A 16,796-nucleotide genomic window follows, 5' to 3' on the forward strand; every position below is an offset into this window, starting at 1 on the left:
CGTCAGCGAGGCTGACGGATGAGGTAATATGGAAGAGAAATTAATTCGCTCCGAGTACTCGGAGATAATGCAAAAATCATATATTGATTATGCCATGAGCGTTATAGTTGCTCGTGCGCTTCCCGATATCAGGGACGGCTTAAAGCCCGTTCAGCGCAGAACCTTATATGATATGTATGAGCTCGGCATAAGATACGACAGACCTTATCGTAAGAGTGCTCGTATTGTCGGTGATACCATGGGTAAATATCACCCCCACGGTGACAGCTCAATTTACGACTCACTCGTTGTTATGACTCAGGAATTCAAGAAGGCAGTGCCTCTTGTTGACGGTCATGGTAACTTTGGCAATATCGAGGGTGACGGCGCCGCTGCTATGCGTTATACAGAGGCCAGACTTGCTCAGATAACACAGGAGAATTTCCTGGCTGATCTCGATAAGGATGTTGTGGATTTCATCCCTAACTTTGATGAGACAGAGCGTGAACCTACTGTTTTACCTGTAAAAATCCCTAACTTTTTAATTAATGGATCTGAGGGTATCGCCGTAGGTATGGCTACCAGTACACCTCCTCACAATCTTGCTGAGGTTATTGACGCTGAGATCGCCTATATGCAAAATCCTGAGCTTAACACAAAGCAGCTCATGAAATATATCAAGGGACCTGATTTCCCTACAGGCGGAATCGTAATCAATAAGGACGAACTTCGCTCCATCTATGAGACAGGACAGGGTAAGGTTCGTGTCAGAGGTAAGGTTGAGGTCGAGAAGGGAAAGGCAGGTCATATTAACCTGGTAATTACTGAGATTCCCTACACCATGATCGGTGCAGGTATCGGTAAGTTCCTTTCTGATGTTGCTGACCTTGCTGAAAAGAAGATCACTAACGATATTATTGATATTTCTAACCAGTCATCAAAGGAAGGAATCCGTATCGTAATCGAGCTTAAGAAGGATACTGATGTAGAGAACTTCACCAATCTTCTCTACAAGAAGACAAAGCTTGAGGATACCTTCGGTGTAAACATGCTTGCTATCTGTGATGGCAGACCTGAGACCATGAGTCTTCAGTCCATCATGAAGGCTGTAGTTGAATTCCAGTTTGAGACTGCAAGAAGAAAATATACAACACTCCTTCATAAGGAGCAGGATAAAAAGGAAATACAGGAAGGTCTCATCAAGGCCTGCAATGTAATTGATATAGTTATTGAGATCCTCAGAGGTTCAAAGGACAGACCTATGGCTAAGGACTGCCTTGTTAACGGTAATACTGAGGGTATCAGATTTAAGAGCGAGGCTTCAAAGGCCATGGCAGCTCAGCTTCTTTTCACAGAGAGACAGGCAGAAGCAATCCTTGAGATGAGACTGTATAAGCTCATCGGACTAGAGCTTGATGCCCTTGTTAAGGAGCATGAGGATACAATTGCCAAGATCTATCGCTATGAGGATATACTTGAGGATCATGAGTCCATGTCCCTTGTTATCCAGAATGAGCTCAGCGAGATCAGAAAGCGCTACGGCTCAAAGAGAAAGACAGTTATCGATAACCTTGAGGATGCTGTTTATGAGGAGAAGCCGGTTGAAGAGATCGACGTAGCGTTTATAATGGACCGCTTTGGCTATGCCAAGACCATTGATGTTACTACCTATGAGAAGAATCTCGAGACCATCAAGGCTGATTTCAGATATTCATTTATCATGAAGAATACCGGTAAGGTATGTATTTTCACTGCCAGCGGTAATCTCCATACAATTAAGGCTATGGATCTTCCTGCTGGAAGAATGCGTGACAAGGGTGTTCCCATTGATAATGTCAGCGATTTCGATACCACAAGTGATCGTATTATCTATGTGGCAAGTCAGAGCAGCCTTAACCTTTACAGAATCATGTTTGTAACAAAGCAGGCCAACACCAAGATTGTTGATGGCGGTGAGTTCGATGTTTCCAGAAGAACAGTTGCTGCAACAAAGCTTGCTGAGGGTGATGAGGTTGTAAGTGTTCATGAGGTCCATGAGATAAGCACAGTTGTATTCCAGTCTGAGGCAGGATTCTTCTTAAGATTTAATGTTACAGATATTCCTGAGAAGAAAAAGAGCGCTGTGGGTGTTCGAGGAATGAGACTTGGTGCCAAGGACTTCATCAGAGAGGTTTATTATCTTGGTGAAGCCGAGGAGAAGACAATAGAGCACAACAACAAGAAGCTTCAGCTTGATCACCTGAAAATCACAAGTAGGGATACCAAAGGAACCAAAGTTCGTTTATAATAACTTGTTGCGTTTTTATAGATTAAAATTTGGAGATATTTATGAGAGTTATTGCCGGTGAAGCAAGAAGACTAAGATTAGTAACACCTGAGGGAAATGAAACAAGACCTACTCAGGACAGAATCAAAGAGACTCTTTTTAATATGCTGCAAAATGATGTACCGGGAGCTGTATTTGTCGATGTTTTCGCGGGTAGCGGAGGCATTGGCATAGAGGCTCTGTCAAGAGGCGCAAAGAAGGCATATTTTATTGAGAATAATATTAAAGCAGTTAAGTGTATCAATCAGAACCTGCAAACTACAAAATTTGAAGACAGAGCCACTGTATTAAAGCAGGACGTTCTTGTTGGATTAAAGAATGTTAAGGAGACGGAAGTCGATATTATATTCTGCGATCCGCCGTATGAATCAGGCCTTTATGAGAGAACCTTCGCGCTTCTTTCAAAGATGCCTTATGTGACAGAAAATACGATGCTTATTGCTGAGTGTAGTCTGGATATGGATTTATCAGTTTTTGAAGATAATGGTTTTGAAATCGTCAAGGAGAAAAGATATAAGACTAATCAGCACGTATTCATGAAGAAAAGTGTTTAATTAACTGATTTCGTGCTTGGTTATATATTTATTCTGTGAGAGGGGTATACACAGAAAGGAAGAGAGATTTTGAGAAAAGAAATTTGGGGAAAGCGCAAATTAGCGCTGGTATTAAGTGCGCTCTTATTTGCGGAAAGCGGTGCTTCCATGGAGGTTCTTGCTGCAGGAACAGAGGAAACTCCTGCAATCGTATCAGAGTTTGAGGATTCTATTGATGCAGACCAGGCTGTAAGTGACGGAGATGCTGATCTTACAGAAGAGAACATTGATGATTCCCAAGATAAGGAAGAGGGAACAAAAGAAGAGACAGTTACTGAAGAAGGCAATGACAAAAAGGACGAAGAGGTTACTGAGGATAAGGCAGATTCATCAGATGATGAATTCGAGGAAGCTGTATCAGACGGTAACGCTGAGACAGAGGACACAGAAGATAAGGACGAGGCAGTATCAGATGGTAATGCTGAGGTTCCCTATTCTGAAGAGTTTAACTTCGAAACAGTTGTAGACGGTTATACAATTAAGCTTTATGCTGAAGCAGGCGTTGTTCCTACAGGCACAGAGGTATCAGTAGAAAAGGTAAATAAGGTTTGCGGAGAAAAAACTGATGACCTTGTAAATGAGGTACTTCCCGAGGATTCAGTTGTTTATGAATCAGCATCCTTTAATATCACACTTATTAAGGATGGTCAGGAATTTGAGCCCGATGACAAGGTTTCTGTAGAGATTACTCTTAATGATAAGCTCGCTGACTTAAATAATGAGAATGACTCTGTATCTGTTCAGGTATTCCATATCGATGACAATGCAGTAACTACTGAGGTTCCTGCAGATGTTAATGATGATGCTACAGATGTTTATGACGGTAATGAAGAAACTGTTGTAAGCTATGATGCTGAAAGCTTCTCTGTATATGATGTATCTGCAGTTCTTAACTTCACAACTACAGAGGTTACTGCAGAGGTTAACCCTGTATATGAGAACCTCATTGATGTAAGCGATGAAGAGCTTCAGGCTCTTGGTGCAGGTGTTGATTCTGCATCAAACGTTAAGGCACTTATGGCTTCAAACGGTAATTGCACATCAATGCAGGAGATGGGTGAAGCATGTAAGAGAGGAGTTATGGCAAGACAGGCTCCTATCACAATTAACTTTAAGCTTCCCGGAATCTACAACGAGACAAAAATCCTCAACAGCATGATTCCGATCGCGTTTGAGCATACAGGTGTACCGAATGAGGGTGACTATGTACAGTGGGCTTCAATCATGAGAGCTTATCAGTCATCAGTTGCTTATGTTGATGGTATTACCTATGGTTCAATCCAGGTTAAGTATGTATATACACATAACTATGCACAGGAGGTTGCTACAACCAACGCTATAAATCAGCTTGTAAAGAAACTTGGTCTTACAAGCGCTCCTTCTGATTATGAGAAGGCAAGACGTGCTTATAACTGGATCGTTCAGAATGTTTCTTATGATCACAGCTTCGAGCTTAAAAAGGCAAGAGGTGATTATTTACCCTGGTCATGCTATTCAGCTGTAGTTACAAGAAATACTGTCTGCGAGGGATATGCTCTGTTATTCTATAGAATGATGCTTATCGCCGGAGTTGACTGCCGAATGATCGCAGGTGATGGTGGACAGTTTGGAAACAGTGGCGGCCATGGCTGGAATATAGTAAAGATTGGTAATTATTATTACAACGTTGACAGTACCTGGGGTGCAGAATCACCTGCTACATGGTGGTTCCTTAAGGGTAGTAAGAACTTTGACAGAGTATCCTATACTTACAATTCAAAGTACCTTACATTTGTTCATACAAGATATGATGACTATAACACTGCAGAATTTAATTACGTATATCCCACAAGCACCACAGACTTTACTTCTAAGGAAAGAACAAACACTTCAGGCGTAAGCGTATCTCTTAATATGGGTAGCGCTACAGTAGGTGTTGGAAGCTCAGTTATGCTTAAGGCAACAGTTAAGGGAAGCACTAACCAGTCTGTAATGTGGAGCTCTTCAGATTCTACAGTTGCAAGAGTTAATACTCTTGGTATCGTATACGGTGTTGGAAACGGTGAGTGTGAGATCTTTGCTACATCTGTAGTAGGTGGTAAGAAGGCTCGCTGCCGTGTTCTTGTAACAGACGGACATGTTAAGACTATTGATGCAGATACAAGAAGCATTACTGTATATGCAGGTAGCAAGGCTACTATCAATGCTTATGTATTCCCTACATGGGCAAGCAACAAGGGCATTAAATATAAATCCAGCAATAAGTCAGTTGCCAGCGTAAGTAAGAGCGGTGTTGTAACCGGTAAGAAGCCCGGTAAGTGCACAGTTACATGTACTTCCCGTGATGGCGGATACAAGGTTAAGATTAAGATTAAGGTTAAGAAGTCTAAGAGAGTTAAATCAATCAAGCTTACAAAGAAAAAACTTAAGCTCGCTGTAGGCGAGAGATTTACTCTTGGCGTTAAGTTTAATCCTAAGAAGGCTACAAACAAGGAAGTATCCTGGAAGAGTAATAAGCCCGGTGTTGTTTCTGTTGATGCAAACGGTAATCTTGTAGCTCTCAGCAAAGGTAAGGCTAAGATTACAGCCAAGTCTGCTGACGGTAAGCACAAGGCTACCTGTACCGTAAGGGTTAAATAAAAAAGAGGTTTTAAAAATATGAAAATAGCTGTATATCCCGGAAGCTTTGATCCTATCACTTTAGGTCATCTCGATATTATTAAGAGAGCATCCAAAATGTTTGATAAACTGGTTGTTGTCGTGAGCGTTAACACCGCCAAGAGTCCGTTGTTTTCGCCTGATGAACGTGTTAAGATGATAAGAGAAGCTACTGCAGATCTCAGCAATATTGAGGTTGATTCCTATGAAGGTCTCATCATCGATTATTGTAAAGAGAATAATATTAAAATTCTGCTCAGAGGACTTCGTGCTATTACGGATTTTGAATATGAACTTCAGATTTCGCAGACTAACAGAGCGTTTTCACATAATGAGGTTGATACGGTTTTCCTTACCACAAGTCTTGAGTACGCATATCTTAGCAGTTCAACTGTTAGAGAATTCGCAAGCTTCCACGGGGATATAAGCCGATGCGTAACACCTGAGGTTGCACAAATGGTTTATAAAAAATACGGGTATGAGAATAAAGCGTAAAGGGGGATTTATAGTATGAGCAGTAGAATTGAACAATGTATTGATGAAATAGAAACATTTATTGAAAGCTGTAAGCACCAGCCTCTTTCTCACACAAATATCATTGTCAATAAGGAAGAAATTGACGAGCTTCTTCGAGAGCTTAGAAGTAAGACTCCTGAGGAAATTCGCAGATATCAGACTATTATCAGCAATAAAGAGGCTATACTTGAGGATGCCCGCAAAAAGGCAAAGGACTTGATCGATAAGGCTACAGAGCAGACTCATACCATGATAAATGAGCATGAGATCATGCAGCAGGCTTATGCACAGGCTAATGAGGTTATAGCTCATGCGGCTAAGCAGGCTGAGGAGATTTTAACAAAGTCTACCAATGAAGCTAATCAGATGAAGGCTGCTGCCGTAAGCTATACAGATTCTCTTTTAGCTGATGTAGAGGAGATTGTTAATAAGGCAATTGATACTACAAGCGCTGCTAATAACGCCTTACTTAAGGATTTAACCAATTACAGTGAGACCATTAAGTCGAACAGAGCTGATCTGGTTCCGCCCAGCGTTACTCCCGCTAGTGTTAAGGAATCTGTAAGACCATCAGCTAATATGACAGAGATAAGCCCTTCACTGGATGATTATAAGGAAGATGATGGCCTTAATCTTGATATGCTTTGATATTGTTAAATCAATTTTGGCTTATTCAATGAATGATTACATGGCTGCCGCAGAGATAATCATGCGGCAGCTATTTTAATACAAAATCTAATGAGGTCACTATGAGATTAGATAAGTTTCTTGGCTCCTGCGGACTTGGAACCAGAAAACAGATAAAAGAATTTGTAAAAAACGGAATGGTTTCTGTCGATGGCGAAATCGCCAAGAAGCCGGAAATGGCTATCGACCCTACAGTAAATGAGATACTGTTTTCAGGGGAGAGCCTTACTGCAAACTATAAGGAATTCAGATATTATTTGCTTAATAAGCCCCAGGGCGTGGTCTCAGCAACAAGAGATAACCATGACACCACAGTCCTTGACCTTATTGATACAGGCTATGATAATAATCTTGCTCCTGTAGGAAGGCTTGATAAGGATACCGAAGGGCTCCTTATTATAACCAATGACGGACAGCTTTCTCACAGGCTTCTTTCTCCCAAAAAGCATGTGGAGAAGGAATATGAGGTTCATACCAAGAACCCTGTGTCTGATGCTGATCTTGAAAAGCTTGAAGCAGGTGTTGATATAGGTGATGATGAGCCTACACTTCCGGCAAAGGCATTTATGGAGGGTGATATTCTCCATCTCATCATTCATGAAGGAAGATTCCACCAGGTAAAGCGAATGCTTGAAGCTGTTGGTAATGAGGTTGTTTTCCTAAAGAGAATCAGAATGGGCGGCCTTGTTCTTGATCCTGAACTTGAGCCTGGAGATTACAGAGAGCTTACGGATGATGAGCTTAATTTACTAAAATAAATCACTTTGAGGTTGTTATGAAAAGAGTAGCTAAGGGAAGCTTTGGATATATAGAGTATAATCGCAAATTTGCAGCAATAAGAACGATAATAGCGCTTGCTATATGCTTAATAATATTTTTCACTGGACTTATAATCAATAAATCAAACAAAAGCGTATTTAGTATAATCGCTGCTGTTGGATGCCTTCCGACAGGTCTTAGCGCAGTTAACTTCATCATGTATTTAAAGGCGCATCCCTGTTCTGAAAAGGCTCACGAGATAATTGAGAGTCACAGAAATGGTCTTCTTATAAGATATGACCTTGAGATGACTAGCTATGAAGAGAACTACAGCATCGCTGCAGCAACAGTTCTTGATAAGAACGTAGTTTGCTTTACCGAGAATAAAGAGCTTGATATTCAAAACTGTGAGAAGCATATAAGAAATCAGATAGCACAGAGTGGCTATAGCAGCTACACGGTGAAGGTATTCAAGGACATAAACGCCTTCTGCACTAGACTTGATCAGCTCGAACAGATTCGCGCAGCCAAGAACATCGATCCTGTGGCAATAGAGAATGCATGGGTTCCCGGAACTGTCGAAACCTGCGCACTGGTACTTTTATCTATTTCACTGTAAACAGGCTTGTAGCTGTAATTTGTAATAGGTAAATATATGAGAGAAATAAAGATAGATAATAATTCAGCAGGTAAAAGGCTGGATAAATTCCTTGGAAGTTATTTTTCAGAATGCTCAATGGGCTTTTTGTTTAAGATGCTAAGGAAGAAAAATATAACCCTTAACGGTAAAAAGGCTGACGGAAAGGAAAAGCTTAATGTGGGTGACACCATAGCTGTTTTCTTTTCAGATGAGACCTTTGATAAATTCGTAAATAAGCATGCAAAGTCAGGCTCTAACGGTGACGCAGACCAGACGGGAGAGTTTGTAAAAGCATACAAAAAATATCAAAATATTGATATTATATATGAGGATGAGCATATCATTTTATTAAATAAGCCTGCCGGAATTTTATCCCAGAAGGCAGAATGGAACGACGTTAGCGTTAACGAGTGGCTCATCGGATATCTTCTTGATAAAAAGGTCGTTTCAGCTCAGTCGCTTTCGACCTTCAGGCCTTCTGTCTGTAACAGACTGGACAGGAACACCTCCGGAATGATGATATGCTCCAAGAGCCTTATAGGTGCTCAGAAGATGGCTGAGATACTTAAGGACAGGTCAATTCACAAATACTACAAGACTATTGTTGTAGGTGACGTTAAAGAGGATTCAAGTATTTCAGGGTTCCTGTATAAGGACGAGAAGACCAACAGAGTAAAGCTCTATGACGAGATTCCAAAGGGCGGAAAGCTTAAGGAGAGCGATTTTTCTGAGATAAAGACCTCATATAAGGTATTAAGGAGAGGTACTTTAACTGATAACGATAGTGAGAAGAAGCTTACTGAGCTTCAGGTTCTTCTTCACACAGGTAAGACTCACCAGATAAGGGCGCACCTTTCATCAATCGGGCATCCTATAATCGGTGATTCAAAATATGGCAGCAATAAAATAAATCAGCTTATAAAAAAGGAATATGGACTTAAATATCAGCTCCTTCATTCATACAAGCTGGAATTCCCTGAGATTGAAGGGGAACTTTCATATCTGTCAGGTAAAAACTTTGAGGCAGATATACCGCAATTATATAAAAAAATATCTGATAATCTATTTTAATGATCTAAAAACAGGGGAGTTAGTATGGCCACATGGAATTCAAGGGGGCTTCGTGGACAGGCCTTGGAGGAACTGATAAATCGAACAAACGAAAGATATCAGGAAGAGGAACTGGCTCTGATCCAGAAAATCCCTACTCCCATAACTCCCATCAAAATTGAAAAAGAGACAAGACACATAACCCTTGCTTACTTCGATCAGAAAAGTACGGTCGATTATATCGGTGCAGTACAGGGAATTCCTGTATGCTTTGATGCCAAGGAGTGCAGCAAGGATACATTTGCTCTTGAGAACATCCATCCTCACCAGGTGGCCTTTATGGAGAGCTTTGAGAAGCAGGATGGAGTTGCATTTTTTCTTATACATTTCACAACAAGGGGAGAATTCTATTATTTGCCCTTCAGACATCTTAAAAAATTCTGGGACAGAGCCCTTGCCGGAGGCAGAAAGAGCTTTCGGTATGATGAGCTTGATCCTGATTATGTTATTTCCAATGATTTAGAAGTATTTATTCCATATTTGAACCTATTACAGAAGGATCTTGAGCAAAGAGATTGACAAATAAATTGTATTCCTATAAACTGAAATAAATTTAATGTAGTAACAAGGTAGCACGTTAACACACTAAAGTATATTTTGGAGAGATATTTATGAATCGTAGGCTTTTACACACACCAGAAGGAGTACGTGATTTATACGGATCACAGTGCAGTGACAGAACCTGGGTAAAGAATGCTATCTGCAATCAGATGAAGTTATTCGGTTTTGATGAGATCGATACACCTACATTTGAGTTTTTTGATGTTTTTGAGGAAGAGATTTCTGATAACAGCGCAAAAGAACTTTATAAGTTCTTTGATCAGGATGGAGAGACAATGGTCCTTAGACCTGACTTCACTCCCTCGGTTGCAAGATGCGCCAGCAAGTATTTTCTTGAGGATGATGAACCTGTAAGATTTTGCTACAGCGGTAAGACCTTTGTTAATACCCATAATCTTCAGGGAAAGCTTAAGGAATCTACAGAAATCGGTGCTGAGCTCATGAACGATGGCTCAATCTATGCGGACGCTGAGATGATAGCACTTCTTGTTGAAACTATATCTTCAACAGGACTTAAGGATTTTAAGGTAAGCATAGGCGATGCAGATTATTACTATGGTATCTGTGAAGAAGCCGGAATCGATTTTGATACAGAAGAGATGATCCGTGAGCAGCTTGTTAACCGTAATGCCTTTGCAGCTGACACCATAATGGAGGAGGCTGAGGTTGACCCCAAGTACAGAGAGCTGATAAAAAGCGTCTCCACATGCATTGGCAGCGTTGGCATTTTGAAGGAGGCAGGTGAGCTCGTTAATAACAAGAGATCAATTGCGGCATTAAATCATTTGCAGGAGCTTCACAAGGTTCTGTGTGACTACGGTATTGAACAGTACATTTCCTTTGACCTTGGAATGCTCAGTAAATTCAACTATTACACCGGCGTAATGTTTGGTGCTTATACCTACGGCGTTGGTGATGCCATTGCCAAGGGCGGAAGATACGATAATCTTCTTGAGAGATTTGGAAAAAGCGCTCCTTCTATTGGCTTCATGATCAATCTTGATGATCTTATGAATGCGCTTTACAGACAGGATATCAGCCTGCCTGGACGTAAGGAGCCTATAGTAATCGAATATACAGCTGACAACTTCGGAGAAGCACTTTCAAAGGCCAAGGCTTACAGAGCAGAGGGCAAGCGCGCAATACTTAAGGGGGCAAATTAATATGAATAATACAGACAGATATCTTACATTTGCTCTTGGAAAAGGGCGCCTTGTTGATTCTACAATGGAGCTTCTTGAAAAGTGCGGAATCCACTGTCAGGAGGTTACCGATAAAAAGACAAGAAAGCTTATATTTACAAACGAAGAGCTCAAGCTTAAATTTTTCCTGGCAAAAGGACCTGATGTTCCAACATACGTTGAATATGGCGCTGCTGACATCGGTATAGTCGGTAAGGACACCATCATGGAGGAGAACCGCAGCGTATATGAGGTTCTTGATCTTGGCTTTGGAAAATGCAGAATGTGCGTATGCGGTCCTGAATCCGCAAGAGAGCTTTTGAATCATCACGAAATGATAAAGGTTGCAAGTAAATATCCCAGAATCGCAAGGGATTATTTCTATAACAGAAAGCAGCAGACCGTTGATATTATCAAGCTTAACGGATCTGTAGAGTTGGGACCTATAGTTAAATTATCAGATGTAATTGTTGATATCGTTGAAACAGGAAGTACTCTTAGAGAAAACGGACTTACCGTTCTTGAAGAGATATGTCCATTATCTGCAAGGGTAATTGTCAACCAGGTCAGCATGCAGATGGAATCTGATAGAATACACAAATTGATTAGTGACATGAAGGAGAATCTGTAATGCGCATACTTGAATTAAATGAAAATACAAAGGGAGAGCTTCTTGATAAGCTTCTTAAGAGAAGCCCCTCCAACTACGGTGAATATGAAAAAATCGTAGCAGATATCATAAATAACGTAAGGGAGAATAAGGATAAAGCCTTATTCGAATACACTTCAAAATTCGACCATTTTGACCTTACATCTGATAAAATTAAGGTTACAAGAAAAGAGATAGAGGAAGCTTACAGCGCACTGGATGACAAGTTCATCGAGGTTATCAAAAAGAGTGCTGAGAACATTCGTGTTTTCCATGAAAAACAGCAGAGAAATACATGGATTGATACTAAGGCTGATGGTTCAATTCTCGGACAGCGAATAATTCCTATCGAGATATCCGGTGTATATGTTCCCGGCGGAAAGGCTGCATATCCTTCAAGCGTTCTTATGAATGTAGTACCTGCCAAGGTTGCAGGCGTTGAGAAAATCGTAATGTGCACACCTCCTTCAAAGGACGGAAAGGTAAATCCCGGAACTCTGGTGGCTGCTGACATCGCAGGCGTTACAGAGGTTTACAAGGTAGGTGGAGCTCAGGCTATCGCAGCTATGGCTTTTGGAACGGAGTCAGTACCGAAGGTTGATAAGATCACAGGCCCCGGCAATATTTTCGTAGCGCTTGCAAAGAAGGCATGCTTTGGTTATGTTTCAATCGATTCCATCGCAGGACCTTCAGAGATCCTTGTAATTGCTGATGAGACAGCCAATCCCAAATTTGTAGCGGCTGACCTTTTATCACAGGCTGAGCACGACGAGATGGCAAGTGCGATTCTTATCACAACAAGTAAGAAGCTTGCTGAGGATGTATCCGTAGAAATCGATAAGTTCACAGCAAAGCTTGAGAGAGCTGAGATTATCAATAAGTCTCTTGATAATTACGGATACGTTTTTGTTGCTGATAGCATGGAGGATGCTATTGAAGCAGCTAACGCTATCGCATCAGAGCACCTGGAGATAATCACAGCTAATCCCTTCGAGGTTATGCCTAAGATCAAGCACGCTGGTGCAATTTTCCTTGGTGCATATTCCTCAGAGCCTCTTGGTGATTATTTTGCAGGACCAAATCACATATTACCTACAAACCAGACTGCAAGATTTTTCTCACCTCTTTCAGTTGATGACTTTGTTAAAAAGACAAGCATCATCGCTTACTCCGAAGAGGGACTTAAGAAGGTTCACGAGGATATCGAATTGTTCGCTAAGAATGAGGGCTTAACAGCTCACGCTAACTCTATTGCGGTTCGATTTGAGGAGGACTGATATGGCTAGAAAAGCTGAAGTTACCAGAAAAACAGGGGAAACGGATATTACCATTGAGATTGATCTTGATGGAACCGGAAAATCAGAAATAAATACAGGCATTGGCTTTTTTGACCACATGCTTTCTGCCTTTGCAAGACATGGCTTCTTTGATCTTAAGGTCGATGCAAAGGGTGATATAAACGTTGATGGTCACCACACAGTTGAGGACACAGGAATCGTTCTTGGGCAGGCCATAGCTAAGGCTCTTGGTGATAAGAAGGGCATTAAAAGATATGGAAACTTCCTTCTTCCTATGGATGAGTCGCTGGTACTTTGTGCGATCGATCTTTGCGGAAGACCATATTTTGAGATGGATGCTGAGTTTACAGCACCTATGGTTGGAGAGTTCGATACACAGCTTGTCAGGGAATTTTTCTATTCCGTATCCTATGGTGCCATGATGAACCTTCACCTCAGAGTGCTCACTGGTATAAACGACCACCACAAAATTGAAGCTGCCTTCAAGGCATTTGCCAAGGCTCTTGATGAAGCGACAATGCTTGATGAGAGAGTTAGCGGAGTCTTAAGTACAAAGGGCAGTTTATAAATAGCAAGTAATATTAAATACATTTAAACCGGGAGATAAGGATCTATATGCTTAAAAAATTTGTGCCGTGCATTTTTTTACTTCATGGAAAGGCAGTAAGCTCACTTCAGAATGCAGATGTTATCGATGAGTCACCTGCAGGTCTTGCAGAGAAGTTTGATAATGATGACTGCGATGCGATCATAATATATGATATGTCAAATGGTGACGCTGAGCATGAAGAATCACTTGATATTATAAAGGATATATGCGGAAAGGTTTCATGTGACATCTATGGAGCAGGAAACGTAAAGCGTATGGAGGATATTAAAAAGCTTTTATACGCAGGCTGCAAAAAGGCATGTCTCAATTTTTCCAAGCAGGGCAATATAGATATTCTCCAGGAGGTTTCCGAGAAGTTCGGAAAGGATAAGATCTGCATCTGCTATACGGAAACAGACAGAATTGCAGAGTATGATGAAAGTATCAGGAAATATGCTGATGAGCTTATTTTGCTCAACAGCTCTGAGATCAAGAAGGCATCTGATATTAACCTTCCTACTATCTTAAGCCTTCCGCATCTTTCTCTTGATAAGATGCTTGACCTTATGGCAATACCTAATGTCAGCGGCTTATCCGGAACTGCCATAAACAGGAACTCTTCTGAAATTAGAAACATGAAGAGTATCTGTGCTGAAAATGATCTTGCCGTAAACAGAATGCTTCCACAGTATAAATGGGAGGATTTAAAGAAGAATAACGACGGCATGGTACCTGTTGTAGTTCAGGATTACCGTACAGACGCTGTACTTATGGTTGCTTATTTTAATGAGGAGTCATATTACAAGACAATTGAAACAGGCAGAATGACCTACTTTAGCAGAAGCCGCAACGAGCTTTGGCTTAAGGGCGAGACCAGCGGACATTTCCAGTATGTTAAAAAGCTTACCGCTGACTGCGATATGGATACAATCCTTGCAAAGGTTAAGCAGGTAGGAGCTGCATGCCACACAGGCAGCTATTCATGCTTCTTCAACGACATTACTTCCAAGAAGTACACTGAAAAGAATCCTCAAAAGGTTCTGGACAGCGTTTTTGCAGTAATCAACGACCGTAAGCTCAATCCCAGAGAGGGCTCCTACACCAATTACCTCTTCGACAAGGGCCTTGATAAGATTCTCAAGAAGGTCGGTGAAGAGAGCACAGAGATGGTTATTGCAGCAAAAAATGAAAATTCAAATGAACTCATTTACGAAATGGCAGATTTCCTGTATCATATGATGGTACTTATGTCAGAAAAAGGAATTGGCTGGGAAGAGATTACAGATGAGCTTGCCAGAAGATAAAAAATCACCTTTTTCGAGATTGAAAATATTTGAGGTGTAATTTGAACGACAAATTAGCGTTATCAGATGAGATCCTTCTTAGCATTAGTAAGCCCGAGAGATATATCGGAGGCGAGGTTAATAGTGCTGTGAAGGATTTATCTGACATAAAAATCAGATTTGCTTTTTGTTTCCCTGATGTATACGAGATAGGAATGTCACATCTGGGGATACAGATACTCTATGGTCTTTTTAATGAATATGAGGATGTATGGTGTGAGCGGGTATTTTCTCCATGGGCTGATATGGACAGCGTAATGAGAGAGAAAAATATACCGCTTTTTGCGTTGGAGTCTCAGGATCCCGTAAAGAACTTTGATTTCCTTGGCTTCACATTGCAGTACGAGATGTGCTATACAAACATTCTTCAGGTTCTTGATCTTTCAGGAATCCCTATTTATACAAAGGACAGAACCTGGGATGATCCAATTGTTATAGGTGGCGGCCCCTGTTCTTATAATCCGGAGCCTATCGCGGATTTCTTCGACCTTTTCTATATTGGTGAAGGCGAGACAAAATATCGCGAGATCTTCGATCTCTATGAGGAGTGCAAGGAAAATGGCACAAGCAGGGAAGAGTTTTTATATAAATGCTCACAGATTCACGGAATTTATGTGCCTTCACTTTATGACATCAGCTACAACGAGGACGGAACAATCAAGGCAATAGAGCCCTTGAAGGAAAATGTTCCCAAGGTCGTTGAGAAGGAAATATGCCTTGACCTCACTGAGAGCTATTATCCTATGAAGCCTGTAATGCCCTTTATCAGAGTTACTCAGGACAGAGTTGTTCTTGAGGTTATGAGAGGATGTATCCGAGGCTGCAGATTCTGTCAGGCAGGTCAGCTTTACAGACCTTTAAGAGAGAGGGATGTTAATAAGCTCAAAGAGTACGCTATGACTCTTATTAAAAACACAGGCTATGAGGAAATCTCCTTAAGCTCACTTAGTACCAGTGATTATACAGGCCTTAACGAGCTTCTTGATTTCCTTATCGATTACTGCAATCAGCACAAGGTTAATATTTCACTTCCTTCTCTTAGAATTGACGCCTTCTCATTAGACGTTATGAGTAAGGTTCAGGATGTTAAAAAGTCATCACTTACCTTTGCGCCTGAGGCCGGCTCTCAGAGAATGAGAAACGTAATAAACAAGGGACTTACTGAAGAGGATATTCTTAAAGGTGCACACGAAGCCTTTGAGGGCGGCTGGAACAAGGTTAAGCTCTACTTCATGCTTGGTCTTCCCGGAGAAACCATTGAGGACATTGAAGGAATCGGTGATATCGCCAATAAGATAGCGGTAGAGTATTTTGAGACCGTTCCCAAGGAAAAGAGAAACGGCAGAACTATTGAGATTACTGCCAGCACCTCATTTTTTGTACCGAAGCCCTTCACACCCTTCCAGTGGGCATCCATGAATACAAAGGAAGAGTTCCTTGATAAGGCAAGCATCACCCGTAAGGGCATTATGTCTCAGCTTAACCAGAAGCACATCAAGTACAACTGGCACGAGGCTGACGCCAGCATGCTTGAGGGAATCCTTGCCAGAGGTGACAGAAGACTTTCAGAGGTCATCTATAACGTTTATAAGCGCGGCTGCATCTTCGATGCATGGAGCGAGTATTTCAAAAATGACATCTGGATGGAAGAGATGGAGAAGGCCGGACTTGATCCCATGTTCTACGTAAAGCGTGAAAGAACAAAGGATGAAATACTTCCCTGGGATATGCTCCATTGCGGCGTGTCCAAGGAATTCCTCTGGAGAGAATGGCAGACCTCCAAGGAAGCCAAGGTTTCACCTAATTGCAGACAGTCCTGCATGGGCTGTGGCGGAGCCGGCTACGGCGTAGGAATCTGCTTCCAGCCTAAAACAGGTGTTTAATAATATTATTAAGCCTTCTCCCAGAGGGAGAAGGTGGCACGCAGT

At 41.4% G+C, this 16,796-nt stretch carries 15 protein-coding genes; all 15 read left to right on the forward strand.

Annotated features, from left to right (window positions below; all coding sequences use genetic code 11):
- Positions 1-28: 28 nt before the first annotated feature.
- The 15 genes from G601_RS0115370 (at position 29) to G601_RS0115440 (ending at position 16,751) form a co-directional block, all read left to right on the forward strand.
- The gene (locus G601_RS0115370) at positions 29-2,266 is read left to right on the forward strand and encodes a DNA gyrase/topoisomerase IV subunit A (protein WP_026665887.1); all 2,238 of its coding nucleotides are present in this window, start codon (positions 29-31) and stop codon (positions 2,264-2,266) included.
- Positions 2,267-2,307: 41 nt separating this feature from the next.
- Entirely contained in the window at positions 2,308-2,859 is a 552-nt protein-coding gene (rsmD, locus tag G601_RS0115375) for a 16S rRNA (guanine(966)-N(2))-methyltransferase RsmD (protein WP_026665888.1), read from the forward strand.
- 69 nt (positions 2,860-2,928) lie between these two features.
- Positions 2,929-5,517 carry an Ig-like domain-containing protein gene (locus G601_RS25265; protein WP_051205913.1) on the forward strand — a complete coding sequence of 863 codons (2,589 nt, stop codon included), beginning with the start codon at positions 2,929-2,931 and terminating at the stop codon, positions 5,515-5,517.
- Positions 5,518-5,535: 18 nt separating this feature from the next.
- On the forward strand, positions 5,536-6,030 hold the full coding sequence (gene coaD / locus G601_RS0115385; RefSeq protein WP_026490654.1) for a pantetheine-phosphate adenylyltransferase: 495 nt from the start codon (positions 5,536-5,538) through the stop codon (positions 6,028-6,030).
- Between the two features lie 15 nt (positions 6,031-6,045).
- A complete protein-coding gene (locus tag G601_RS0115390; RefSeq protein ID WP_026665889.1) occupies positions 6,046-6,699 on the forward strand; it encodes an HrpE/YscL family type III secretion apparatus protein in 654 nt (217 codons plus the stop codon).
- A 101-nt stretch (positions 6,700-6,800) separates the two neighbouring features.
- Positions 6,801-7,496, forward strand: coding sequence for a pseudouridine synthase (locus G601_RS0115395; RefSeq protein WP_026665890.1), 696 nt, complete (start codon positions 6,801-6,803; stop codon positions 7,494-7,496).
- Between the two features lie 17 nt (positions 7,497-7,513).
- Positions 7,514-8,116 (forward strand): hypothetical protein, encoded by a 603-nt coding sequence (locus G601_RS0115400; protein WP_026490657.1) that lies wholly within the window; start codon positions 7,514-7,516, stop codon positions 8,114-8,116.
- Positions 8,117-8,152: 36 nt separating this feature from the next.
- Complete coding sequence (locus tag G601_RS0115405) at positions 8,153-9,208, forward strand: RluA family pseudouridine synthase (RefSeq protein WP_026490658.1); 1,056 nt, start codon at positions 8,153-8,155, stop codon at positions 9,206-9,208.
- A gap of 24 nt (positions 9,209-9,232) precedes the next feature.
- Complete coding sequence (locus G601_RS0115410; protein ID WP_026665891.1) at positions 9,233-9,766, forward strand: Holliday junction resolvase RecU; 534 nt, start codon at positions 9,233-9,235, stop codon at positions 9,764-9,766.
- A gap of 92 nt (positions 9,767-9,858) precedes the next feature.
- Positions 9,859-10,971 carry an ATP phosphoribosyltransferase regulatory subunit gene (gene hisZ, locus G601_RS23640; protein ID WP_035790831.1) on the forward strand — a complete coding sequence of 371 codons (1,113 nt, stop codon included), beginning with the start codon at positions 9,859-9,861 and terminating at the stop codon, positions 10,969-10,971.
- Between the two features lies 1 nt (position 10,972).
- Positions 10,973-11,620: an ATP phosphoribosyltransferase gene (gene hisG / locus G601_RS0115420; protein ID WP_026490660.1), complete on the forward strand. Its 648-nt coding sequence runs from the start codon at positions 10,973-10,975 to the stop codon at positions 11,618-11,620.
- Entirely contained in the window at positions 11,620-12,915 is a 1,296-nt protein-coding gene (gene hisD, locus G601_RS0115425) for a histidinol dehydrogenase (protein ID WP_026665892.1), read from the forward strand. Before hisG ends, hisD begins: the two co-directional genes overlap by 1 nt.
- 1 nt (position 12,916) lies before the next feature.
- A complete protein-coding gene (hisB, locus tag G601_RS0115430; RefSeq protein ID WP_026665893.1) occupies positions 12,917-13,504 on the forward strand; it encodes an imidazoleglycerol-phosphate dehydratase HisB in 588 nt (195 codons plus the stop codon).
- A 47-nt stretch (positions 13,505-13,551) separates the two neighbouring features.
- Complete coding sequence (gene hisIE, locus G601_RS25825) at positions 13,552-14,829, forward strand: bifunctional phosphoribosyl-AMP cyclohydrolase/phosphoribosyl-ATP diphosphatase HisIE (RefSeq protein ID WP_035785249.1); 1,278 nt, start codon at positions 13,552-13,554, stop codon at positions 14,827-14,829.
- A 41-nt stretch (positions 14,830-14,870) separates the two neighbouring features.
- Positions 14,871-16,751 (forward strand): TIGR03960 family B12-binding radical SAM protein, encoded by a 1,881-nt coding sequence (locus G601_RS0115440; RefSeq protein ID WP_026665894.1) that lies wholly within the window; start codon positions 14,871-14,873, stop codon positions 16,749-16,751.
- Positions 16,752-16,796: the final 45 nt, after the last annotated feature.

Origin of the sequence: Butyrivibrio sp. FC2001 (assembly GCF_000424125.1) — a bacterium.
Lineage (GTDB): Bacteria > Bacillota > Clostridia > Lachnospirales > Lachnospiraceae > Butyrivibrio.